This is a genomic window from Infirmifilum sp. NZ (assembly GCF_022693705.1).
GTDB lineage: Archaea > Thermoproteota > Thermoprotei > Thermofilales > Thermofilaceae > Thermofilum.
Window position 1 is genome coordinate 1,417,971 of record NZ_CP094288.1, and the last position, 22,684, is coordinate 1,440,654.

21 protein-coding genes and 1 tRNA gene are annotated in these 22,684 nt (G+C 58.2%); 13 read left to right on the forward strand and 9 right to left on the reverse strand.

The features are described 5' to 3' along the window. Nucleotides 1-154: 154 nt before the first annotated feature. Nucleotides 155-895, forward strand: coding sequence for an FprA family A-type flavoprotein (locus MOV14_RS07765; RefSeq protein WP_318536755.1), 741 nt, complete (start codon nt 155-157; stop codon nt 893-895). An 89-nt stretch (nt 896-984) separates the two neighbouring features. Here the strand turns inward: MOV14_RS07765 and MOV14_RS07770 are convergent. Further along, nucleotides 985-1,116 (reverse strand) — tRNA-Tyr (locus MOV14_RS07770). A gap of 48 nt (nt 1,117-1,164) precedes the next feature. Beyond that, complete coding sequence (locus tag MOV14_RS07775; protein WP_318536756.1) at nt 1,165-1,518, reverse strand: hypothetical protein; 354 nt, start codon at nt 1,516-1,518, stop codon at nt 1,165-1,167. Between the two features lie 113 nt (nt 1,519-1,631). Between MOV14_RS07775 and MOV14_RS07780 the strand changes: the two genes are divergently transcribed. Then, nucleotides 1,632-2,537 carry a CBS domain-containing protein gene (locus tag MOV14_RS07780; RefSeq protein WP_318536757.1) on the forward strand — a complete coding sequence of 302 codons (906 nt, stop codon included), beginning with the start codon at nt 1,632-1,634 and terminating at the stop codon, nt 2,535-2,537. Nucleotides 2,538-2,818: 281 nt separating this feature from the next. Here MOV14_RS07780 and MOV14_RS07785 read toward each other — a convergent pair whose 3' ends face one another. The 4 genes from MOV14_RS07785 to MOV14_RS07800 form a co-directional block, all read right to left on the reverse strand. Then, complete coding sequence (locus MOV14_RS07785) at nt 2,819-3,556, reverse strand: hypothetical protein (protein WP_318536758.1); 738 nt, start codon at nt 3,554-3,556, stop codon at nt 2,819-2,821. Nucleotides 3,557-3,560: 4 nt separating this feature from the next. After that, complete coding sequence (locus tag MOV14_RS07790) at nt 3,561-5,210, reverse strand: hypothetical protein (RefSeq protein ID WP_318536759.1); 1,650 nt, start codon at nt 5,208-5,210, stop codon at nt 3,561-3,563. A gap of 257 nt (nt 5,211-5,467) precedes the next feature. Continuing rightward, the gene (locus MOV14_RS07795; RefSeq protein ID WP_318536760.1) at nt 5,468-5,785 is read right to left on the reverse strand and encodes a hypothetical protein; all 318 of its coding nucleotides are present in this window, start codon (nt 5,783-5,785) and stop codon (nt 5,468-5,470) included. Nucleotides 5,786-5,875: 90 nt separating this feature from the next. Further along, on the reverse strand, nt 5,876-7,093 hold the full coding sequence (locus tag MOV14_RS07800; RefSeq protein ID WP_318536761.1) for an Nre family DNA repair protein: 1,218 nt from the start codon (nt 7,091-7,093) through the stop codon (nt 5,876-5,878). A 152-nt stretch (nt 7,094-7,245) separates the two neighbouring features. Between MOV14_RS07800 and MOV14_RS07805 the strand changes: the two genes are divergently transcribed. From MOV14_RS07805 to MOV14_RS07820, 4 genes are read left to right on the forward strand one after another with little or no spacing between them, the layout of a single operon-like run. Continuing rightward, on the forward strand, nt 7,246-8,097 hold the full coding sequence (locus tag MOV14_RS07805) for a QueT transporter family protein (protein WP_318536762.1): 852 nt from the start codon (nt 7,246-7,248) through the stop codon (nt 8,095-8,097). Between the two features lie 41 nt (nt 8,098-8,138). After that, entirely contained in the window at nt 8,139-8,918 is a 780-nt protein-coding gene (locus tag MOV14_RS07810; protein ID WP_318536763.1) for an energy-coupling factor transporter transmembrane component T family protein, read from the forward strand. After that, nucleotides 8,891-9,745 carry an energy-coupling factor ABC transporter ATP-binding protein gene (locus MOV14_RS07815; RefSeq protein WP_318536764.1) on the forward strand — a complete coding sequence of 285 codons (855 nt, stop codon included), beginning with the start codon at nt 8,891-8,893 and terminating at the stop codon, nt 9,743-9,745. The genes MOV14_RS07810 and MOV14_RS07815 overlap by 28 nt, the downstream gene beginning before the upstream one ends. Further along, nucleotides 9,742-10,542: an energy-coupling factor ABC transporter ATP-binding protein gene (locus tag MOV14_RS07820; RefSeq protein WP_318536765.1), complete on the forward strand. Its 801-nt coding sequence runs from the start codon at nt 9,742-9,744 to the stop codon at nt 10,540-10,542. The genes MOV14_RS07815 and MOV14_RS07820 overlap by 4 nt, the downstream gene beginning before the upstream one ends. A gap of 2 nt (nt 10,543-10,544) precedes the next feature. Here MOV14_RS07820 and MOV14_RS07825 read toward each other — a convergent pair whose 3' ends face one another. Together MOV14_RS07825 and MOV14_RS07830 are read right to left on the reverse strand one after the other, a co-directional pair. Beyond that, entirely contained in the window at nt 10,545-10,850 is a 306-nt protein-coding gene (locus tag MOV14_RS07825) for a hypothetical protein (RefSeq protein WP_318536766.1), read from the reverse strand. 2 nt (nt 10,851-10,852) lie between these two features. Further along, nucleotides 10,853-11,686: an aldo/keto reductase gene (locus MOV14_RS07830; protein WP_318536767.1), complete on the reverse strand. Its 834-nt coding sequence runs from the start codon at nt 11,684-11,686 to the stop codon at nt 10,853-10,855. Nucleotides 11,687-11,748: 62 nt separating this feature from the next. Between MOV14_RS07830 and MOV14_RS07835 the strand changes: the two genes are divergently transcribed. The 3 genes from MOV14_RS07835 to MOV14_RS07845 are packed head-to-tail and all read left to right on the forward strand — an operon-like array spanning nt 11,749 to nt 15,796. Continuing rightward, a complete protein-coding gene (locus tag MOV14_RS07835; RefSeq protein ID WP_318536768.1) occupies nt 11,749-12,162 on the forward strand; it encodes a hypothetical protein in 414 nt (137 codons plus the stop codon). 31 nt (nt 12,163-12,193) lie between these two features. Further along, nucleotides 12,194-14,353, forward strand: a complete 2,160-nt coding sequence (locus MOV14_RS07840; protein WP_318536769.1) for an InlB B-repeat-containing protein — start codon at nt 12,194-12,196, stop codon at nt 14,351-14,353. Between the two features lie 60 nt (nt 14,354-14,413). Next, entirely contained in the window at nt 14,414-15,796 is a 1,383-nt protein-coding gene (locus MOV14_RS07845) for a thymidylate synthase (protein ID WP_318536770.1), read from the forward strand. Nucleotides 15,797-15,807: 11 nt separating this feature from the next. Here MOV14_RS07845 and MOV14_RS07850 read toward each other — a convergent pair whose 3' ends face one another. Next, the gene (locus MOV14_RS07850) at nt 15,808-17,049 is read right to left on the reverse strand and encodes an aminotransferase class V-fold PLP-dependent enzyme (RefSeq protein ID WP_442786705.1); all 1,242 of its coding nucleotides are present in this window, start codon (nt 17,047-17,049) and stop codon (nt 15,808-15,810) included. 81 nt (nt 17,050-17,130) lie between these two features. Between MOV14_RS07850 and pheS the strand changes: the two genes are divergently transcribed. Genes pheS through MOV14_RS07870 form a run of 4 tightly spaced genes read left to right on the forward strand, consistent with a single transcriptional unit; the run spans nt 17,131 to nt 22,651 of the window. Continuing rightward, nucleotides 17,131-18,687 (forward strand): phenylalanine--tRNA ligase subunit alpha, encoded by a 1,557-nt coding sequence (pheS, locus tag MOV14_RS07855; RefSeq protein ID WP_318536772.1) that lies wholly within the window; start codon nt 17,131-17,133, stop codon nt 18,685-18,687. 5 nt (nt 18,688-18,692) lie between these two features. Beyond that, on the forward strand, nt 18,693-20,372 hold the full coding sequence (gene pheT / locus MOV14_RS07860; RefSeq protein ID WP_318536773.1) for a phenylalanine--tRNA ligase subunit beta: 1,680 nt from the start codon (nt 18,693-18,695) through the stop codon (nt 20,370-20,372). After that, a complete protein-coding gene (locus MOV14_RS07865) occupies nt 20,351-21,070 on the forward strand; it encodes an HAD family hydrolase (RefSeq protein WP_318536774.1) in 720 nt (239 codons plus the stop codon). Before pheT ends, MOV14_RS07865 begins: the two co-directional genes overlap by 22 nt. A 42-nt stretch (nt 21,071-21,112) precedes the next feature. Continuing rightward, a complete protein-coding gene (locus tag MOV14_RS07870) occupies nt 21,113-22,651 on the forward strand; it encodes a glycogen/starch/alpha-glucan phosphorylase (RefSeq protein WP_318536775.1) in 1,539 nt (512 codons plus the stop codon). Nucleotides 22,652-22,684: the final 33 nt, after the last annotated feature.

Below are 22,684 nucleotides of genomic sequence, written 5' to 3' on the forward strand. Positions count from 1 at the left end.
AGCTAGCGGTGGAATAATAAATAGTATTCTGTAAAAAAAATGTTACCGGGGGTTCGTGCAATGGTGTTGGATACAATGCCCGTGGGTCTGCGCTAGAAGGTTTATGAACAGCTCAAGGATAGGGTTTATAAAACCCGGAGGGTTCAGGATACCCGTGATAACGCTTTACTCCGATGAGAAGCATAAAGTAGTTGTTTTCAGGGGGTTCACCCCAAGGGGCCACGTTCAAACCAACCAGATTGTAATAGCGGACTCGGGTGAGGGTCTTCTAGCCGACCCTGCAGGCCGGGTGGTATTCTCGAAGCTCGTATCAGAGGTGTCGCTCGTCGTCCCGGCTCCTAAGGTGAAGTATGTCTTCTTCTCACACCAGGATCCCGACATCGTCGGGGCTGCGGCGAGCTGGTATACGGCTCTGCCCAACGCTAAGATAGTGCTACCCGAGCTCTGGGCACGCTTCGTGCCCCACCTGTTCCCAGCAGAGGTAAACCCCACTGAGAGGTTCCACCTAGTCCCCGATGAAGGGGCAGAGCTGCGGCTAGGCGACTGTAGCCTCAAGCTGGTGCCAGCCCACTTCCTACACTCGCCGGGCAACTTCCAGATATACGACCCGTGCTCGAGGATTCTCTACTCCGGGGACCTCTTTGCCTCCTTGATGCCCGAGGGCCAGGAATATGACTTCGTCTCAGACCTTCAAGCGCACATACAGTACATGGAGCCGTTTCACAAGCGCTACATGGCTGGCAACAAGGCGATTCAAGCCTGGCTGAGCAGGGTTAAAGCGCTGGACATAGACCTCATAGTCCCGCAGCACGGGGCCATCATAAGGGGTAGAGATAACGTGGAGAAAGCCCTAAAGTGGCTGGAACAGCTGAAGTGCGGCCTTGACCTCCTATAAGTTAAACAGGTAAACTCACTGGGAGCGTTTTGAGAAGACGACTAAGCTTCAAACCCGCCGAAGGGAAAGGAGACAATGGGGGCGATGAGTCCCCGGGCCGGGACTTGAACCCGGGACCTGCCGGTTTCTAGCCGGCTGGCACGGGCTCATCCAAGGGATACGCCCCAGTCCCCGTGCGGGTCGACCTACAGCCGGCCGCGATACCGCTACGCTACCCGGGGATTCGGTAAAAACACTCTATGGAGGTTTATCAGCTTTTCGCTGTTAAACTACAATCTGACCCGCTTTACCTTGACGCCCAGCTTAGCCGCCTCGGCGAGTGCCTCTGGCGTGACCGGTGTTCTGCGGCCGTAGAGCGCGATCACCGGCTTCGCCTTTAGCAGTTTGGCTTTTTCAGCGACCTTTCGAACGTCCTCAGCCTTCAAGGGGCTTGACGAGTAGTAGACTTCGACGAGTATTTTCTGCCCGTTCCCCTGAGCAACTATGTGAGCGTTGCCGAGGTGTGTAGGGTGGTTTATCCTCACGCTGAACCCAGCTTCAAGGTACTTGCCCGCGACGCGTCCAATCGCCTTGTATTTCTTGCTGAGCTGCCTCTCAAGGTAGCGAATCCTGGCTAGAGTCATACATTTTCAACGCATTCTACTGGGGCAAAAACCTTTCTTTTTAGTTTATTGTCGAAAAGTGATGAGACTGTCGTTAAGTATTAATACCTTTTAATACTTGAATCCACTCAAGTATGGCCCTCTCCTCAAGCCTCTTCGAGCTCCTCGTAGCCATAGTGCAGCTCTACGAGGCCTACAAGCGCCCAGTCACCAGCTCGGAGATCGCCGAGCGCTTAAACAAGAGCGACGGCACCGTGAGGAACTCCGTAGCAGCGCTAAAAGCGCTGGGCCTCGTGGAGGCCCGGACGGGACCCAACGGAGGCTACGTGCCCACTGTGAAGGGCCTTGAGTGCGTGAGGTCCCCCCAAGCCCTGGAGCGCCTCTGGGAGCCCTTGCAGCTGGTCGTGGACGACGCGCCCAGCAGGGTGTACGCGGTGGAGCTGGACCTCGTCGGGTTAACCGACCCCACAGGCGTGAAAGCAATTCTAAGGATAGCTGGTAGCCTGCACAACCTGAGGGAGGGCGTGAGGGTTCGCGTAGGCCCAACATCCTGGAGCAGGATCCTGGTCACCGGTAGGGTCAGGAGCGTGGACTACAGGAGGAGAGAGGTCCTCATATCAGTTGATTCGCTCGTAGCCGTTCCGAGGATAACGGCCTCAGAGGTCATGACCCCCAGCCCCATCGTCGCGCGCGAAGACGATGAGCTACGAGCGGTAGCAGAGGTCCTGCTCGCTAAGGGCATAAGGGCTCTACCAGTGGTCAACTCAGAAGGCCGGCTGTGCGGCATCGTGACGGCCTCCAATGTGGCTGAGGCCTACCTCGCCCGGGACTTCAACGCCAAGGTCAGGGATTACATGGAGAGGAGCGTCCCCACGATTAGGCCGGACGCAGACATCTTGGACATTATGAGGATCCTTGCCTCCAAGAAGACGGGGCGAGCTGTGGTCGTGGACGAGAACGCGGAACCTAAGGGGATAGTCACGAGGACTGACGTGCTCAACAAGCTCGCCCGACTCACATCCCCCGAGCCAGGAAGCTGAGCAGAGTTGCCCGCTCCTCATCCTCTTCAGCAAAGCGCTCTTCTCTTCCACCACCTGCAGGGGAAAGGATCAGGATGAAGTGACTCTCCATGTAACTCGCACGATTAAACCTGGTAATCTGAAACCTCAGGCTTGTGGCGTATATTGCTTAGCAGATAGTCGCCCGCCTCCGGAGCTCGTGATCCCGGTTTCCTATCCCGGATGGCCAGCCGTATATAAATTCCACGTGAAAGACATCCCTTGGCGTTTACTTCAAAAAATAAAAAAGTGATTATTCCGCTTTATTTTCTCCAACTAGATACCGGTGGTGGAGGAGGCGGAGGAAGTGGAGGGGTAGGCCTATATTCTCCTCTTTTTTTCATGTTAGGAACAGCTATCATTGCACCTCCAATAATCGATAGGGCTATCCCTGCATACAGCATGCTATCATTAGATGCTCCAGTGCTGACGCTAAGCTCGTAGGTTATCTTCCCTTCATCCTCCCTATATTTAACGTTCTTCGCACCAGCAGGCAGGTTCACGGTCACAGTTTCCATGATTTTGTAGTCTTCTCCCGCGCCGTAAACATTCGCGAAGACAAGCGTATTCCCGTGCTGAGCAGTGAGAGTGAGTTTTTCCCCCGGCTCTGCTATTTCAATCTCCCATACACCGTTGCCCTTGTATACTGCGGCTCCCAGCAATGTATAAGTTGCTGTTAGCTTGTTATTAGCATCATCAACGTTTATGCTAAGGTTCTCTATTTGTACGGGATTGGTTCTCGGCTCCAGCTCTCTCACGAAGGTCGATAGTGGATTATAGACTCTCTTGAACGCTATGTACGCTTGAGCACTGAACTTTATTTCCTCTTTCACCTCCGCTACGCCGGTGTCTAGCACATTTATGGTTCTCACACCCTGTATTTCGAACACTGTGATTGGCTGTATTTGCGCGTGGGAAACGTAACTGACAAAAGCTATGAACAGCAATATAATTGCTAATGAGACTCCTACAACTTTCTTACATTCGAGCATGCCCCTCACCCCCTCAACCCCCTATTCGGAATGTTTGAACGATTTGTTCCACGGCGGCTATCGTGTCCTGACTAACAGCAGCTTGATTAACAAGGTAGACTACCGCTAAACCATACCCTTGCACGTTCGTGTAGCGTGCTATTGCTATGTCTCCTGTGCCAAGGCTATACACGACGATCTCTGCTGGAATATTTCCAAGGGCACCGTTGGCGTTATCTGCTTTAACCTGATACCCGTTGTAGTTTTGGTTGAAGGCTGACTCGAAGCCGGACCTTAAAGCGTTCGCGGAGAGGCTTCTACTCCACACTATTGCGATCAGGACCGCCCCGTCTGGACTGGACAAGTCTACTTCATAGGCATTTGAGTAAGAATCCTTCGAAGCCTCCCAGTTCGAGGGCACGCTGATGGACCAAGGTAGATCGCCAAAGGGATTCGTGATCTTTTTCATGTTGGCTGGCGGCTGTGGCTGCGGTACCGTCCCTCCTCCCCCTTGTCCTCCGCCTGGCGCCTGTCCTCCCCCTACTCCTCCTCCCATACCAGGCATAACGTATCCCCATTGCTCTAAAACATTAGAAGGCATTTCCGGGAGTTCCGGCGGTACTATTCCGGATGCATGCATTTCAGCAACGTTTACTATGAGGTGTGGGCCTTGGAGAGCTTCTTCAACTTCTTTAACAGCTGTATTAACGGCCTGCTGGAAACTAGCTTTGCTTCCTAGCATGGTGCTCTCAATCGGTAGGAGCTGTCCGCTTGGGAGCTCAATTATAGGTATCGCGTGTCCCGGAATGATAAGTATGTAAGCTTTTAAGCCTTGGCTCATTGCCACAGCATTGAAGAATATCGTGGTGTCTAAACATGTACCGCTCTTATCCCGGATCACATCTCTAGGATACTTGACCCATTGAGATACTTTACCTGTCCAGAACGCTGTGGGCTCTGTTTGGTATGTAAACCCGTTGTACACGCTGAAGTCCCACACTGCTTGGAGGAATGCGAGAGCTTCCTTGTCGCCCAATGACGCACCTGCACCTCTGCCTGTTAGCTTATTCGCCATGTCTGCAAATCTTTCTACCACCGGGTCTTTCGGCGTAACCCACGCGGCTAGTAGTTGATAGTTGCTGAGTATATCTCGGAAGCTTCCAGTATTCTCCTCGGGGGGTAGACCGGAGAATATGAAGTCGTGGCTTCCAAGTATGTTTATGGGCTTTGTTTTCGTCTCAGTAACCGGCTCGCCGTCCGGCCTCGTCTTGTACTCTATTTTTACATAGAGTTTTCCTGGTGTGGTGGTCTGAACGTTCGGCGGGTGCGAGAGTATGGGATAGTAAAGGTCTACTATTGCTCCACCTGGAGGAACTAGCTTGTATTCTTTCGGCTCGCTCCAGTCTGTTAGGCCCTCGATTTTGTAAGTTATTTTAATGATATACAACGGGCCCGATCCGGTGTTTTTAATGACTGTTTTGGCTACCCAGTAACCTAGGTTTGGGTTACCATAAACTTTGTAAACTGCGGTCATGAAACTATCTATACTATATACTTTGATGTCTGGCTGCCCTTCTCCTCCCCCTCCTCTGGCTACGGTTGGTAACGCCGCTAGAACTACTCCTAATACGAGAAGTACTGCTCCTATGATTGTAAATACTTTGGCGCCCCTCTCTCTATGCATTCCCCACTCACCCGACAAGCGTGGAGTGAGCGCCTACATTGCAGAAAAGTAGGTACTCACTCCAACGGGTATATTAGTCTGCAGAGGTGTTAATAAATTTTCTTAGAGGTATTCAATAAAAGAGACTTATCCATATGTGGGATCATAGTGTATGAACTTTACCGACTCAATCTTGCGTTCCTCCTCTAGAACCAGTTTAAGCCTGTAAGGATGGAAATTTTTTCCTGTTATGCCTGCTCACAACGATGAGCTCCTGCCTATTCTTGCTCGGAATAAGGTAGTTTGGCCATATCACTGCTGAACTCGGAGAAGATTACGTAATTGACTCTCCTCCGCTTAACGATCAACGATATCCCCCACGTCTCGTAGATGGGATTGGCTTTCCGCCGTAAATCAGTTCTATCTTCTTCCGGAACCTCTAGTCTTCCACATCTCCCCGGCATTTTCCCTGGGAATAACCGGGGATCTCCTGTTTTCCGAGCACCAAACTTTGAAATCTTTCCGGCTGATATTTCTTCAAATATTCTAACCTGCACAGCCACCGTGACTGCACGCTCGAGCCTGCGCTCGAACATCCACAAGCACCCCCACCAAGCCCTCGGGAGCGAGGGAAAGCAAGGGTCGAACACAGGAGGAAACGGGGGAGAAACCTAAAAGTAGCATTGCTACACCATGAAGCTGAGCAGGGTCGCCTGCCCTCTCATCCTCCTCAGCAGAGCGCTCCTCTCCTCCACCACCTGCAGGGGGAGGATAAGGTGCTCTGACGCGAGCCGCAGCGCTTCTTCGAGGCTCGGCGCTTTCTCCGCCCTCCCCGACAGCGCCCGCCTCACACTCTCCCTTATCTGCCAGTTACCGACAGGCGCGAAGTAGTCTGGAGTTATCTCCCTGATGGCAAGCACCCTGGCCTGCCGGTTGCGCCGTGCAAGGCTCTCGAGCACGGCTAAGCGCATCGTGTAGTAGCCCCCATCCTCCCCGCTCGGGATCCCGTCTTCCCACTCGTGGACAACGTAGACCTCCACCCCGCCGGACGGCACCCAAACGGAGCCTGGAAGCCAGGCCTCCAGCATTTCCATGCTCCAGCTCCCGGGCGCGAGTATCAGGGTGTAGCGATTCCCGATGTAGCTCGCGTGGTAAACCTCGTAATCTGCAACCTCAGGCTTGTCGCGTATCCTGCTTAGCAGGTGGTCGCCGATCTTCTTATCAACGGCTGTGATCGCCCACCTAGTCGGCACGAACCTCTTCTCAACTCCAAGCACGCCAGCGGATAGCAGGCGCTGAAGGTAGTAGACGTCGAAGCCCGCCTCGTACAGCTTGACAACGGCCTTTCCGGCTTTAACCCTCTCCTCTGCGAGCTCGTCAACTCTCCTCGGGATCGAGGGGTTCCCCGTTACGCGTATCCTCTCAACCTCCCCTGAGAAGCCGACAGGCTTGAGCAGCGGGTCGAAGCGGGGTGAGAACACGGGAGGCTTTTTGAAGAAGGCCTCGGACTCCACGGGACCAAAGGACATCGCCGCCTCGCGGACGGCTTCTACGTACCTCCCTGCAAGCCTTCTAACGGGAAGCCTCGCGTAAGAGTAGACTAGCCGGGCCCGGATTCGAAGTATGTCCATTAACCCTAGGCGGCCCCACCACTCGCCCGGGTTCTCGAAGAGGTCGGGCTTCTCGTCCCCGACAGGCAGGTTGACTCCGACTCTAACACTAGGGTACCCGTGCTCCCCTACAAGCACCGAAGGCGGAGTCGGGGACTCAATAGCATTCCCGAGGTGTTCGCTGGCTTTAAGTTGCTCTCTGATCCTTACCAATATAGGGCACTGAGGAGCTCCGCACAGCCTCCTAGCCCCCTTGCACTGCGTGCAGAGCTTAGGGCTAGGTTTTACGTACACCGTGTGTATCCAGGGAGATAGAGGTATATTTGAGTTATGATTCACGTCTTCCCCCACTCTCCTGATGCGAATCCCGCGGGGTGCACGATAACCCCTTCATTTACTACGCTTAGTAGAAGGGTTTATAAACACGTTAGTTAACATAATACTGTATGACAGAGCAGAAAACACAGGTGAAGGCGCTCTACTACACCGCACTGGTAATCGGCCTCATTATCGCTATCGTGATAATATACGAGTTCTGGGTCGCGGTTGCGACGAACCCTAAGGACCCGTGGAGCGTTTTCCCGATTTCCCGCTTCTTCACAGAGTTCACGGACGCGATGTTCTACATCGGGGCCTTCATCTGGCTGATCGGGACAGCGGTATTCTTAGTTGAGCTGGCAGGCTACACCGTGACAGCTAGGGGGCTCAAAAAGACGGGTCAGGGCGTCGGGGACTGGGGCGTGATAGACATAGCGCTCGCCGCCCTAAGCGCCGCGGTCTACGGGGCTCTCCTGGCGGCTACAGCACCTATAACGATCGTTCCCGGCTTCACGTGGCTGAGGCCTGCAAACTCCCTCGCACCCCTTTTCGGAATGTTCTTCGGCATACCCGGAGCCGTCGGGGTAGCGTTCGGCAACCTCATCGCGGACATACTCGGAGGGTACTTCGGCGTGGGGTCTATAGGAGGCTTCGTCGGCAACTTCCTGATCGCGTACATCCCCTACAAGTTCGTGAAGGACCACAGCTTTAAGACAGCGGCTTCGCTGGGAGAGTTCTACGTATGGGGAGTCATCGTCCAAGCCATCGTGAGCGCCATCTACATATGCTGGTGGCTCCACGCGATGCAGGCGGTGGTCGGGCTACCCCTCTTCGTGATCTGGGGCATAATAGCGCCAAGCATACTTAGCAACAACATTGCGGTCAACGCGATTCTCTCGCCGATACTCGGCGTGCTCCTATACCCCTTCGTGAAGGGAAGAGGCTTGTACTGGAAGGACAGGGTTAAGGTACCCCAGTAAAAGATACATATTTTTCTCATCTTTCTTACGAGGCTATTTCTATGTTTGCCGGGCTCTACGTCGAGAGAAAGTCCCTGATGCATACCCTCGACCCGCGCTCCAAGCTGGCGTGGACGCTGATGGTCGTCGTAGCGTCGATCTCCACGCAGTTCAACGGGTTGAAGAGCCTCCCAGTCTTCCTCTCAACCATCTTGGCGCTCACCCTCTCAGGGCTCGGCTCGGGCTTAGCCGCACTGCTGATCTTCAACTCCCTGATCTTCCTGCTGGTCTCCACCCTGATATGGGCAGGGATATACAGCACGCAGGGAGGGGTGCTGCTCGAGCTCGGCTGGCTCCGGCTTACCGACGTGGGGCTGCTCGTCGCGCTGGGCAAGTTCTTCCTCATAGTGAACCCCATCTTGGCCTTCGTCGTGTTCTTCGCCTCGACGAAGCCGTACCACCTGATGTGGACCCTCGAGAAGCTGAAAGTACCCCACAAGCTGGCCCTTACCTTTGTAATCGCCCTAAGCCTTATGCCGAGCATGGTCCGCTCAGCGAGGGAGGTGATCGACGCCCAGAAGGCCCGCGGGCTGGCGCTAGACAAGGGGGGCGTGCTTGAGAGAATAAGGAAGCACATCCCGATCATAGTCCCGCTGTTCTCGAAGATGCTCACCGACATATGGGATCTGAGCTTAGTCCTCGCCACCCGCGGCGTGGGCTACGGGAAGAAGACCTACGTGTTCGAGCCCTCGTGGAGGCCCCGCGACACTCTTTTCCTCGTCCTGTCTCTCGCGTTCTACGGGGTGGTGACTGCGTGGGGGTTAGGCCTGATAATGTTGTAGAGCTGCGGAACGTGCACGCGAGGTACGTGACCTCAGAGAGGTGGATAGTGGAGAACGTTACCCTCAGCGCATCCAGGGGGGAGATGCTGGTGCTCATGGGCCCTAGCGGTTGCGGTAAAAGCACCCTGCTGAACGTTATAGCAGGCCTACTGCCCGGAGTCATACCGGGGGTTGTTGAAGGCGAGGTTGTCGTCGACGGGGTAAACCCGGTTAAGCAGGGCTTCAGGTCGCTGGCGGGGAGAGTCGGCATCGTGTACCAGAACCCCGAGATCCAGATCGTGACGAGGTCTGTGTACGAGGAGCTCGCGATGGCCCCGGAGAACCTGGGGCTCCCCAAAGAGGAGGTCATCAGCCGCGTGGAGTGGGCTCTCGACGCCCTGGGGCTCAGGGGGTACGAGGACAAAGACCCGCAAAACCTCTCGGGGGGCGAAAAGCAGCTCGTGGCGATCGCGAGCGTTTTGACGATGAAGCCCAAGCTGTTGCTCCTCGACGAGCCCACCTCGATGCTGGACCATATGGGGACGAGGATGGTTCTCAGGGCGATAACGACCCTGAAGGAGGAGTACGGTTTAACGATCATAGTCGCGGAGCACAGGGTGGAGTGGGCGGTAGACGTTGCCGACAAAGTCTACCTCATGGCCGACGGGCGCATAGTCACCGGCGGAACCCCCGACGAGGTGTTCTCCGACGTCGAAACCGTGACCAAGCTGGGCGTTCGGCCTCCAGGCGTCACGGAGATCGCCTACGAGCTCTACAGGAGGGGGTTCAACCTGGGCTTCCCCGTGCGCCTCAAGGACTTCGAAAAGATCCTCGGTGGTGTCGCATGATCAGGTTCGAGGAGGTAAGCTTCACCTACCCCACCGGGGTCAGGGCGCTCGAAAAGGTCTCCTTCGAGATTGAGAGCGGCGAGTTCGTCGGCGTGATAGGCCACAGCGGGGCTGGGAAAACCACGCTGGCCAAGCTGGCTACATCGCTCCTTAAACCGACGAGCGGGAGGGTTCTCCTCGACGGGAGGGACACCCGCGAGGTACCCGCCTCGGAGGCCGCGAGGATCGCGTCCTACGTGTTCCAGAACCCCGACATGATGATATTTTCCCAGACGATAAGGGACGAGGTGGCCTTCGCCCTCAGGAACCTTGGGTTCCCGGAGAGCGAGATCCAAAGAAGAGTCCAGGAGGCTCTTAGGGCGGTGGATCTGAGAAAGCCGCTCGATATGCCTCCCCACACGCTGAGCTTCGGGGAAAAGCACCGCCTCGCCATCGCCAGCGTCCTCGTGATGGGCTCCAGGGCCCTCGTCCTCGACGAGCCCACAACAGGCCTGGACTACGGGCGAAGCCTGATGCTCTTCGAGACACTGAAGAGCTTGAACGCCTCAGGCAAGACCGTGGTCGTGATAACCCACGACCTCGACCTCCTGGCCCGCTACGCCTCGCGAATAATAGTGCTCGAGAAAGGCAGAGTCATCAGGGACGGGGGCGCTCACGAGGTCCTTGGGGATCCCGATTTCCTGGAGGCGCACGGCTTCATGCTAACCCACGTCCAGCAGGTGGCGAGGCGCCTAGGGGTTAGAGCGATAACTCCCAGAGAGGTGGCGGACAAACTGGCCGAAAGGCTCAGGAGGTAGCCCTACCCGGGCAGAATCTCCTCGATTTCCCTCAGAACCTCATCCTCGTCCCTGCCAGACTCGACCAGCTGGTGCTCCGCGAATCCGCTCTTCCTTTCTTCGAGTCTACGCGAGACGAGCTCTACAGCTCTCCTCGACGGGTGGAGCGCGACATCGATGTACGCCCTCACGATTCCCGCGACTGTTGCCTCCTGAAGCACGATCGCCGCGTCAGCGAGCTCGATGAGCACTCTGACGTGCTTGTGCCCGCGCGGCACGAAGGCTACGACCCTCTTCACGTCCTCGTTACGGTAAACCCTAGCCTGCATTGCTAAGCCAGCACCTTTCTGAACTTCTCCGATATAAGCCTCCAGTCCTCCTCGCTAAGCCTCCACCCAGCAGCCCCGGCGTTCTCCTCCACGTGCCGCCTGTTGCTGGCCTTCGGTATGGGGACAACGGGCTTAAACCTCAAGAGCCAGTTCAGCGCGACCTGCGCCGCGGTCTTACCGTACTTGGCCCCGACGCTCGCGAGGAACTGCTCGCGGGCCAGCTGACCCTTCTCCAGCGGAGTGTACGCTAGGTACAGCATCCCCTCGCGCTCAGCGTAGGGGATGACGGAGCCCTCGTCGCGCCGGTCAAGCAGGCTGAACTTGTTCTCGATGGCCGCGACGTCCACCTGGCTAAGGCAGCTCCTGGCCTCCTCCACGAGCTGTAAGCCGAAGTTGCTGACACCGATGAACCTGGCGTAACCCCTCTTCACCGCCTCCTCCAGCCCCCTCATCGTCTCGCAGAGCTCCACGCCCTCAGGGGGCCAGTGTATGAGGTAGAGGTCGATGTACGTCCCGAGCCTCCTAACGCTGGCCTCGGCCGCCTTCACCACCTCGTCCCGCGCGGCGTGAGTCTGCCAGACCTTCGAGACTATGAATACCTCATCCCGGTTGAAGCCCTTAACAGCCATTCCCACGAGCTCCTCCGCGTGGCCCCCGCCGTACATCTCAGCGGTGTCCACGAGGGTCAGGCCCAGCTGCAACCCGTACCTAAGCGCGTCCACCCACTCCTCGTCGCGCGAGTGGTCTGGGGTCCAGAACCCTCCACCGATGCCCCAGGTCCCTAGACCGATCGCTGCTACCTCTGCCCCAAGCTTGGGGATAAACTTCTTCTCCATCAGCCATACTCCGCTATGAAACGTTATATACTTGATTCACGCACTAAAAGTAGAGGCTTGTCATGGGTAACGCCCAAGCCGAGGTCGTGGCCGCCCTACTCCTAATGGTGATAGCTGTAGCCCTCTGGGCGCTCGCCTGGAGCTTCTTCTACCCCACCTGGCAGCAGGCGTCCCAGAGAATTGAGAGGGAGCGCATCACGTCAGAGAAGGGGCTTAGGGAGTTCCTCCTCGTCGAGCTCCTCGAGAGAGACAGCGCCACCGGTTCCATCTGCGTCCAGGTCACCAACACCGGGGATGTTTCCACCGAAGTGGTCTCGGTGTATCTCAACGGCACCCTGGCGTGGAGCGGCTACGTTCCGATACGCGTGGGGGAGACCATGGGCATCTGCACCAGCATGACCGCGAGGGGCACCTACACCGTGAGAGTCTGCTCCTACACGAACTGCTTCGAGGTGAGAGACTACGTCGTCCCGTAGGGCGCAGGCGTCAGCGCTCGGAGCAGTATTCATGACGATAATACTCGCGCTAATCGCGGCCATCCTGCTCCAGTACATGAGGTCCCAGACGGAGCTCCAAGCCATAGCCACCCAGACTCAAAGCCAGAGGGCGGGCGAAGGTGTGCTCTCACTCAGCATAGCCGACACATACACCAACACCACATCCACGCTGCCTCTCGTCAACGCCCTTGAGGGAAGACTCGAGGAGAACGGGACTCTGGACGCGCTAGACGGGAAAGGCCTCGTCTTCACCCCTATCAACACGACTAGCGGGTACATGCTCCAGGTAAACTTCACAACGGAGCTTCCGGCTAACGCGTTGAACGCGACGCAGACCCTCTACCTCAAGCCTTCAACCACCTTAAATGTTCAGGTTTTTACGAAAACGACGAGCGGGGTCTACACTGCACTGTCAACATACCTTCTCCCAGCGGGCACCACGACTAAAATCACAATCCCCTCACATAGCTACATTCTCTCAGCACAGGCAACGAGCAACTTCACCCTGCTCCTCGACAGTGTTGAAACGAGCATGACGATGTACAACACCACAGGCTTCTACCTTCATGTAAGAAACACGGGGCCCGGCTACACCGCGATCCACGGCTTATGGGTGATCACAAACACGACCGCGACAAGGATCCCTCTAACCTTAACCCTACCACCTGGCGACACTGCTAAGATACCCGTCAACGTGAAATCCTCCACAATAAAGGAAGTGAGAGTTGTGGCCATTACGAGAGTCTACATCCTGCGCCCAACCCCTCCCCTCTTGGCTGGAAACGCCACCTATACGACAGGCATCCTGCTCCTCTCCGTGTACCCGCCTGGCTCTGGCTCCACGGATCCTGCTCCCGGCAGTTACGTTTACCCTGCTGGCAGCAGGGTGCGCGTCTCGGCTTCGCCTGGCGCTGGCTATGTTTTCGCCGGGTGGCTTCTGAACGGCTCGGCCTTCTCAACGAGCCCCGAGGTGGAGGTGGTGGTTGCCGGGGTGGTTAACCTGACCGCTGTGTTCCAGCCCCTCCAGCCGCCCCGCTTCTCGATCCTCAGCTACAACTCAAGCATCAGCGGCGCGGTGGGCTCGAGGCAGCTTCAGGTGGTGACCGTGAACAACACCGGCCAGCAGGCGGGCGTGGCGAGGGTGGAGGTCTACGACCACAACAGCAACCTCGTCAACTCGACCGAGCTCCCAGTAGCCCCCGCGGCGCCCCAGACCGCCAGCCTCACAGTCACGCTCCCCTCGGCCAGGGGCACCTACACCTGGACGCTAAAGGTCAAGAACCTAGCCACAAACAGCTACGACGACTCCAAGAGCATAGTAGTCACCGCGAGGGACCTCCTACTCCAGTCGAGGGGCGCGGTGATCTACGAGGACTTCGAGTCCACGCCGTCAGGCTGGACACAGCTCGGAGGCACCTGGAACATTGTCTCAAGCGGGTGGAGGGGCAGCGCCCTGTACGGGAAAGATGACGGTAAGGGCCCAGGTGGAGCCTCAGTGTTCGCGAACAGCTCGCAGACACCCTCAACGGTAAAGGCGATCGTGAAGATCGGGAATGTGGTAGGCAAGGATAACACGTACATGGGCTTCGCGCTGCTCAGCAGCCTCACCGGCTCGGCGAGGCTATACGAGGTCGCGCTCATGCCGAATAAAAACATCCTCACTCTCTACATCAGAAGCTACACAGACAAGTGGCACAAACTCGCCACTTCGCAGAACAAAACTCTCTCAGGAAACTGGTACACGCTGTACCTCGAGTTCTCCGCCGGGCAGCAGAACTCGATCAGCGCCTACCTGTACGACAGCGACGGCAACCTGATGGCTAGCGCCTCTGCCTCGGACTCAGCCGTCAATCCGTCCAACATCGGGCTCATCGTCGACGGGAAAGATAAAGACACAGTGTTCGACGACCTCGTCGTCACCTCCGGCGCCGACCCGAGGTACGTGGTCGTCTCTGGCTTGGAGGCTAGCTGGCGCGTGCAGCTGCTCGACTCCTCGATGAGCCTCTGCGCCGAGGCAGCTGCGGACGCCAGCGGCGTGGCGAGGCTCAGCGTGATCAACTGCACAGTACTCAGGAACGCCACAATAAGAGTGCTCGACCAGAGCGGAAACACCGTCATCCAGAAAACCTTCCCAGTAGTAGTCGGAGGAGACACATACACCTACGGCTAACAAGCATTTCCAACACTACTAATTTTTAGCCCTACTACACGTGTAGCCTGAAGCGCGGCTATGCCTGACGTCCTGGTGCTGAACCCGGAGTCCAACGTCGCCGTGGCCACCCTATGGACGAAGAAGGAGATCGTTGCGGGGAAGCTCAGGGAGCTGGGCGTGGACGGCAAAGTGAACATCGTCGGCACCCTGTATACGAGGTATGGGGTGAACTACCTTCTTCACACCCTCTCCCAGCACCCCGAGATAGACACGGTTATAGTCTTCGGTGCGGACCTCTCCGGCAGCGGGGAGGCTTTAGTCGAGCTCTTCAGAGGGGGGAGGCCGGAAGGCCTCAGGCTGATGTGGCCCCTAGAGGAGCTCAAGCCCCTGCTCGACGCCGTAAGGGTCCTGGACCTCCGCGAAGCGTTCAGGAGGGGCGACTACCAAGCGCTTGCGGACGCCGTGAACAAGAGCTTCTCGCCCGGCGTGAGGAGGCAGAGGCTCAGCCTCGAGCTTAAGGAGGTGCGGGCTCCGTCCTGGCCCGTGCAGGTGGCCGGGCTGAGCTTGGTCGAGGAGGACGTGGTCAGGGCCTGGGCTAAGCTCCTGGACGCCGTGATGACGTGGGGGTTCCTCAAGGAGAGCGAGTACGGTGAGAAGCAGAAGCAGGTGCTGGGAGCGCAGGTGGTACTATACGCCGAGAAGGCCCTCGCCTCCTCCCACAAGCTCAGCGAGTTCTTCCCCCGGGACGAGCTGGACAGGCACGTGGAGTCGCTGTTGAGGGGCGTGGAGGGTGCCAGTTACTCCTACGGCGAAAGGTTGCGGAGGCACCGGGAGGCGGGGGACCAGCTGGAGCGCCTCGTATCGAGGCTCGCGTCCTCCCCGAGCACGAGGAGGGCTGTGGCCCTCACCTGGGACTTCCAGGTGGACCCCTCGAGTAGCGACCCCCCGTGCCTCCTGGTGGTGCAGGGAGACTTGTCCGGCGGAAGGTACAACCAGCTGGCGTACTTCAGGAGCCACGACGCCTACGCCGGGTGGCCGGTGAACGTCTACAGCCTCCTCAGGCTCATGGAGCACGTTTCCCTCCAACTCTCCGAGAAGACTGGTCGCAGCGTGAGGCCCGGCTTCCTCGTCGTTTTCAGCGCCTCGCTTCACGTCTACGAGCACGACTTCGTGCGGGCTCGCGAGGTGGTGGAGAGGCACAGAGGAGGCTTCGCGGCTTTCGTGGAGGATCCGAAGGGGAACTTCCTGGTCAGAGTTGAGGGCGGCAGGATCGTGCTAGAGCTCAGGGACCAGGAGGGTGTTCTCGTTCAGTCTTTAACCGGCTCTAGCGCCCGCGAGCTCCTGAGCCAGCTGAACCTCGACGCGCTGATGCCTAGGCACGCCTCGTACCTGACCCGCGAGCTCGTGCGTGCCGAGGAGGCGCTGAGGAGCGGCCGAGAGTACATCCAGGACGCCGTCTAAACTCTAGCGGGTTAGCTCGCGATTACGAGTATTTTCCTGAGAGCCTCCTCGAACACGTCAAGCTCCTCGAGCGTGTTGTAAAGGTAGAAGCTCGCCCTGACTGTACCGAGGGGCGTGCCCAGCCTCTTCACGAGCGGGAGGGCGCAGTGGTGCCCGCTCCTTACGGCGATCCCCTCGCTGTCGAGGAGCTGGGCAACCTCGTGCGGTGTGAGCTTACCGACGTTGAAGCTGACAACACCGACTCTATCCTTGACGTCGAGCGGCCCGTAGACGGTGACTCCGAGCTCCTGAAGGATGCCTAGAGCCTTCTCAGTGAGCCTTCTCTCGTGAGCCTCTATGCTCTCCATACCGATTCTCTCGAGGTACTCGACCGCCGCAGAGAGGCCGACGGCACCGGCAACGTTCGGAGTTCCAGCCTCGAACTTGTGTGGGGCTTGCAGCCACTCGGCCCTGCACTCCTCCACGCCGCACTCTACTAGAGAGATGGCTCCGCCCCCGGGGAAGGGAGGCTCCAGCTTCTCAGCAAGCTCCCGCTTTATGTAGAGCCCCCCTATGCCCATCGGCCCGAGCATCTTGTGCCCGGAGAAGGCCAGGAAGTCCGGCTTTATCCTGCTGACGTCCACGCGCATGTGGGGCACGCTCTGGGCCCCGTCGACGAGGCAGAGCGCGCCGCGGCTCCTAGCCTCCTCGCAGAGCTCTTTGACAGGGTTGACGACACCCGTCACGTTGCTCACATGAGTCACCGCGAGGACCCTCACCTTATCCGTCAGCTTCCTGCGGAAGTCGTCGAGGTCGAGCCTCCCGTCATCCGTCACCTCTACAACCTTGAGCTTAGCCCCGGCGAGCCTAGCAACCCGTACCCAGGGTAGCAGGTTGCTGTGGTGCTCCATGCGGGTGACCAGGATCTCGTTCCCGCTCCTCACAAGGCCCGATGCGAGCAGGGAATACGCCGCGAGGTTTATGCTCTCAGTAGTGTTCTTGGTGAATACGAGCTCGTCCGGCTTAGCTCCGATGAACGCGGCCACCACCTTGCGGGCCGCCTCGTATGCCTCCGTAGCCGCCAAGGCGAGCTCGTGGACGCTCCTGCCGATGTTAGCGTTCAGGCTCCTGTAGAAGCTATCTACGGCCTCTATGACCTGAACAGGCCTCTGGCTCGTCGCTGCGTTGTCGAAGTATATCAGTTGCTTGCCGTGAACCTTTCTAGCGAAAATCGGGAAATCCCTCCTGACCTCGTAGGGGTCGAGCAACAGTATCGCCGTTTTTCTGAAACCGAGAGAGCTAATAATATAAATTGCTATCTTCTCCTGATCTAAGCAACGTTTAAAGGTGTCCGTATGGGTAGTAGTACAAGTGGTGGCCATGGAGCGCCAATTTTAGAGAGGGTCCTCCTCCCAGAGAAGCAGAAGAGAATCGTCGAAGCGGTTCTGCAGGGTTGCAGTGACGCAGACGAGCTAGCCGCGAGGATCGGGGCGAAGCGCGAGGACCTCATGAGGGACCTCGAAGAGCTGAGGACCAGAGGCCTCCTCGAGGTCTACAGGACCGAGGAAGCGCTCTACGTGCTCACGAGAGAGGGCGAGAGGTGCCTGTCGGAGGGTCTACCCGAGGAGAAGGTCCTCAGGATACTTGAGGAGGCTGGCGAGCTCACCAAGGAGAGGCTCACCGCACTCGGGAGCGAGCGCAACATCCCCAGGGAAGAGATCGAGATCGGCATGGCCCAGCTCGCGGCTGGGAAAGCAGTATCCTTCAGACCGGGCGGTGTGATCGTGCCGGACTTTGCCAGAGCACGGGAGCTTGTAGAGAGGACGAGGGAAGCCCTCAGGCTCGTGTCCCAGGGGGCTCAGCCCGAGGCCAGCGTCCTGAACTCGCTGAGGAGGAGGGGTCTCGTGGAGGCTAGAAGGCGCACGAGGATAAGCGTCAGGCCCACAGACCAGCTTGTGAAGCTGTGGGAGAGGGGGCTGGTGGTGGAGGCCCGGGTCATAACGGAGCTCACGCCGGAGGTTATAGCTAGCGGAGAGTGGAGGAGCGCGGTGTTTAAGCCGTTCGACCTCGGCGTGGAGCCGCCTAGCCTGCCCCTCGGGCGTAAACACCCCTACCTCGAGTTCCTTGACTGGCTAAGGGAGATCCTCGTGGAGATGGGCTTCGAGGAGATGAAAGGCCCCCACGTCGAGCTCGAACTGTGGAACTTCGACGCGCTCTTCCAGGCCCAGGACCACCCCGCTAGGGAGATCCACGACACATACTTCCTCAAGGGGAACCAGCTGGGCTCGTTCCACGACCAGGAGCTCATGAAGAGGATAGCAGCCGCGCACGAGAGCGGGGGCGCAACGGGGTCTCGGGGGTGGGGGTACAGGTGGGATCCCTCGAGGGCTCTGAGGCTGGTACTCCGCACGCAGACGACCGCGGTTTCTGCCAGGACTCTCTACCAGCGCGGGAGCGGGGAGTACATGTGCTTCTCCCTAGACAGGGTCTTCAGGCCCGAGAACCTGGACGCGAAGCACAGCATGGAGTTCTACCAGCTCGAGGGCATAATCGTCGGCCCCAAAGTCACGTTCAGGAATCTTCTAGGCTTCTTCGACGAGATGGCCAGGAGATTAGGCCTCGGGAGGGTTAAGGTCAAGCCCGCGTACTTCCCCTTCACCGAGCCGAGCGTGGAGGGCTTCATCAAGCACGAGAAGCTCGGCTGGATAGAAGTGTTCCCCGGCGGGATGTTCCGGCCCGAGATGCTTTGGGCTCTGGGGGTCAGCGGAGTCAACGTGGCCGCGTGGGGTATAGGCATCGACAGGATCGCCATGACCGTCCTCGGCATCGACGACATCCGCCTCCTCTTCACGCAGGATTTAGAGTTCATAAAGCGAGCACCGAGGCCGATACCCCTGAGCCTACTGAGGTGACGTACATGCCGGTCGTAGAAGTCAGCCTCTGGGACCTCGAAAGGCTCGTGGGGCGGAGCTTGTCCAAGGCCGACATCGAAGAGTTGCTCCCAAAGCTCAAGTGCGAGGTGGAGGAGGTCGGCGACTCGGCCGTTGCCTATGAGGCTACGCACGACAGGCCTGACCTGTACTCTGCCGAGCTGCTGTCGGTTTACCTAAGGGGTCTTCTTGAAGTTGAGCTCGGCTTACCGAGGTTCAAGAGTGGGGGCGTGGCCGGGGAAGCCAGGATCGAGGGCCCGAGCTACAGGCCTTACGCGTACTTCGCCGTAGTGAGGGGGGTTAGCTTGGACGACGAGGCTATACGGCAGCTGATGCAGCTACAGGAGAAAATCCACCTGACGTACGGCAGGGACAGGAGGAAGGTCTCAATCGGGCTCTACGACCTGAGGGGCGTGGAGTTCCCCATCAGGTACGTCGGCGTCAAGCCTGAGGCCGTGAAGTTCAAGCCCCTCGGCTTCACCGTTGAGATGACCCCCCTGCAGGTCCTTCGGGAGCACCCCAAAGGCGTAGCATACAGGCACCTAGTGGAGGGGCATGAGCTGTTCCCCCTCATAGTGGATGCGGAGGGTAAAGTGGTGAGCTTCCCACCTATAACGAACAGCGAGGACTTCAGGGTCACCGAGAGCACGAGGGACGTGCTCATAGACGTTACAAGTACCGACCCCGAAGCGGGGAGGAGAATCGTGGCGCTCATGGCCTCAGCGGTTGCGACAAGGGGAGGCACGATCTACCAGGTTAGGAACGTCTCCGGAGCCTCGTCCGAGGTGTCCCCGAGGCTTGAGCCGGATCATGTGACTTACAACGTCTCCCTGAACAGGCAGCTGCTCGGGTTAGACCTAGGCCCCCGTGAGACGCAGGAGCTGCTCGCCAGGATGCGCATGGAAGCGGTGGCTATCGGCGGGGACGAGCTGAGGGTGGCTTACCCGTACTTCAGGGTGGACATCCTGCACCCCGTGGACATCGCTGAGGAGGTTGCGATGGCCTACGGTTACGAGAGAATAGAGCCCCAGTACATGCCGCCGCTCCACCCGGGCCGTGAGCACGGCCTCGAGGTCTTCTCCAGGGCTGTCCGCGAGGCGATGATCGGGATGGGCTTCATCGAGGTGAACAACTACATCATGACAAGCAAGGAGCTGATGTTCACCATGATGGGCTTGGAGGTAGGCGATATAGTGGAGGTTGAGAACCCGAAGCACGAGATGTACCACGCGCTCCGCACGTGGATAATACCTCAGCTATTGGCCACGCTCTCGAACAGCAAGCACGCCGGCTACCCGCAGAGGATCTTCGAGGTCGGCGACGTCGTGATACCGGATCCCTCCCGCGAGAACAGAACGCGAGACGAGCGCCACCTCGCTTTCGCCATTGCGGGAAAAGGTGTAACGCTCACAGACGGCTTAGCCGCCCTGAAAACACTGTGCTCGCTCTTCAAGGTAGGCTATGAGCTCAGGGCTCTGGAGCACAAAAGCTTCATCTCTGGCAGGGTAGCGAGGGTTCTCTCCGGGTGCGGAGAGCTAGGCATTATTGGCGAGATTCACCCCCAGGTGCTCGTGAACTTCAACCTAGCTGTGCCTGTGGTTGCCGGAGAGATAGACGTCGAGCGACTGAAAGGGTGTTACGAGAGGTGGATAGAGGGCTACTCATAGACCTGTGGGGGACCATCTTCTGGCCCAAGCTCCCGCTGGAGGAGTACCACAGGTTGAGAGCGCGGAAGATCTGGGAGAGCCTTGGCGAGATCGGTCATCTGTTGAGCTTCGAGGCCGTGTACGAAGCGTACATAGCCGCCCGCAGGCTCGCCGATGCGATCCGCACCACAACCCACGCCGAGGTGAACCTCACAGCTGAGATACTGATCCTCCTCGATAAGCTGGGAATAGAGCCGGACCTAGCTGTACTGAAGAGGCTTGAGGAAGCTTACGTCTACCCCTACCTCGCGCACCTCGTGGTAGCCGAGGGCGTGGCTGATCTGATAAGAACCGCGCGCGAGCGAGGATTCAAGGTGATTCTGGCCTCTAACACCGCAAGCGGGAAGGCGTCTGAGAGGCTCCTCAGGGAGCACGGCCTCCTCTGCCTCTTCGACTACCTCGCCTTCTCGGATGAGATAGGTTTCCGCAAGCCTCACCCAAGGTTCTTCTCTGTGATCGTCCGCGAGACAGGGATAGTCCCCTCTCAAAGCCTTTTCGTGGGCGATGAGGAAGCCGACATCGCGGGAGCCAAGAACTTCGGGATGAGAGCGGTGGCTTTCACGGGCTTTCACGACTACAATGGTTCAACTCCTCCGGATGCCACCGCGAGAACCATGGCCGAGGTCGCCGAGATGCTCGCTCATAATAGCGAGCGGTAAAATTGAAAGTTTTTTAACGAGCTACGCGCTACGTTGTGGCGTATGTCTGACGACGCTATCGTGAGCGTCACGCCTGAGATCGCTCTTGATGAGGGGTACACCTACGCCGGAGGCCTCGGCGTCCTGGAAGGGGACAAGTTCTACGCCGCGGCGAGGCTCGGCTTAAACTACCACGTGCTCACCCTGCTCTACCGCGAAGGCTACGTCGACTACGAGCTCGGCCCCGACGGCACTCCTCTGCCGAAGCCGCAGCCTCAGCCCGCAGACTTCCTAAACAGGCTCCGCAGGTGCTGCGAGCTTGAAGTCAAGCTCAGGGGTGAGCGCGTTAGCGTCGCGGCGCACATCTACACGAAGGGGAAAGCCAGCGTAGTGTTCTTCGAGCCGCAGTCCCCTGAGTGGGCGGCGTCCCTAACGAGCCGGCTCTTCATCGAGAGAGGTGTTGAGGAGAAGTTTTACAAGTACGTCCTGCTTGCGAGGGCCTCGGCTGAGTACATCAAAAGCCAGATCGGCGTCGACTCAGTTCGCTACATCGACCTCCAGGAGGCCTACACCGCCCTCCTCCCCCTCGTCCTCCGGCTCCCCGGCCGCTACAGGCTCATCATCCACACCCCGGGGCCGTGGGGGCACCCTTCTTTCCCCAGGGGGCTCTTCGAGCAAGAGTTCGGCTACAAGATGATAGAGGATAAAATCGTCCTGACCACGCTCGGGGCGATCATGTCCAGCGAGCTGATAATGGTCTCGGCGAAGCACTTCGACGTGATGAAGCGCGTGATACCCCACCTTATCGAGAAGGCGAGGTTCGTCACCAACGGCATAGACCTCGAGAGGTGGATGCACCCGGGGCTCAGGGAGAGGTTCGAGAGGGGGGAGCTGAACCCCGAGAACTTCGCCCTGGCCAAGAGCGAGGCCAGAGCCAACCTAGTGAGGCTGATAAACTCCAAGAAGCCCCTCGCGGTTTCGCAGGAGCAGATGATCGTGGTGTGGGCTAGGAGGATGACCAAGTACAAGAGACCGTACTTCGTGACTAGGCTGGTCGAGGAGGCTAGGGACAACGTGGTTTTCGTCCTCGGAGGTAAAGCCCACCCCGAAGACAAGGAGGGTCTGCAGTTCATGCGGGAGTTCAAGGAGCTCGAGAGAAAGTACAGCAACGTCGTCTACTTCCACGACTACGACGTCCAAAAGGCTAAGGTGCTCATCGCGGGTGGCGACCTCCTCTTGTTCACCCCGTTCTCCGGCTGGGAGGCCAGCGGGACGAGCTTCATGAAAGCTGCTGTGAACGGCACCGTGCCTGTGGCGTCCCGGGACGGGGCGGCCGTGGAAATGATCGTGGACGGCGTGAACGGGTGGCTATTCGGCCACGACATAAGGGACCTGGTGGACTTCGGCCGCGACCCTCGCGTGGCCGAAGTGGACAGGGTCGAGTACGAGGAGCTGAAGACCAAGTTCCTGAAGGCCTTAGAGCTCTACAGCTCCGACCGCGAAGGCTTCCAGACGATAGCCCTGAACTCGTTACTCACATTCGCACCAGTGGTCGACATGAAGAGAGTTCTCAGAGAGTACTACCCGGACCTCGTGAAGTAGGCTGCCGAGCGTTTGGCACAAAGTTTTTCTGCT

Bases quoted from the DNA above. Each gene is read 5' to 3' on its own strand.
- MOV14_RS07775 (WP_318536756.1), bottom strand. From the start codon at position 1,518: ATGACTCTAGCCAGGATTCGCTACCTTGAGAGGCAGCTCAGCAAGAAA.
- MOV14_RS07780 (WP_318536757.1), top strand. From the start codon at position 1,632: ATGGCCCTCTCCTCAAGCCTCTTCGAGCTCCTCGTAGCCATAGTGCAG.
- MOV14_RS07790 (WP_318536759.1), bottom strand. From the start codon at position 5,210: ATGCATAGAGAGAGGGGCGCCAAAGTATTTACAATCATAGGAGCAGTA.
- MOV14_RS07795 (WP_318536760.1), bottom strand. From the start codon at position 5,785: ATGTTCGAGCGCAGGCTCGAGCGTGCAGTCACGGTGGCTGTGCAGGTT.
- MOV14_RS07805 (WP_318536762.1), top strand. From the start codon at position 7,246: ATGACAGAGCAGAAAACACAGGTGAAGGCGCTCTACTACACCGCACTG.
- MOV14_RS07810 (WP_318536763.1), top strand. From the start codon at position 8,139: ATGTTTGCCGGGCTCTACGTCGAGAGAAAGTCCCTGATGCATACCCTC.
- MOV14_RS07820 (WP_318536765.1), top strand. From the start codon at position 9,742: ATGATCAGGTTCGAGGAGGTAAGCTTCACCTACCCCACCGGGGTCAGG.
- MOV14_RS07825 (WP_318536766.1), bottom strand. From the start codon at position 10,850: ATGCAGGCTAGGGTTTACCGTAACGAGGACGTGAAGAGGGTCGTAGCC.
- MOV14_RS07830 (WP_318536767.1), bottom strand. From the start codon at position 11,686: ATGGAGAAGAAGTTTATCCCCAAGCTTGGGGCAGAGGTAGCAGCGATC.
- MOV14_RS07835 (WP_318536768.1), top strand. From the start codon at position 11,749: ATGGGTAACGCCCAAGCCGAGGTCGTGGCCGCCCTACTCCTAATGGTG.
- MOV14_RS07840 (WP_318536769.1), top strand. From the start codon at position 12,194: ATGACGATAATACTCGCGCTAATCGCGGCCATCCTGCTCCAGTACATG.
- MOV14_RS07845 (WP_318536770.1), top strand. From the start codon at position 14,414: ATGCCTGACGTCCTGGTGCTGAACCCGGAGTCCAACGTCGCCGTGGCC.
- pheS (WP_318536772.1), top strand. From the start codon at position 17,131: ATGGGTAGTAGTACAAGTGGTGGCCATGGAGCGCCAATTTTAGAGAGG.
- pheT (WP_318536773.1), top strand. From the start codon at position 18,693: ATGCCGGTCGTAGAAGTCAGCCTCTGGGACCTCGAAAGGCTCGTGGGG.
- MOV14_RS07870 (WP_318536775.1), top strand. From the start codon at position 21,113: ATGTCTGACGACGCTATCGTGAGCGTCACGCCTGAGATCGCTCTTGAT.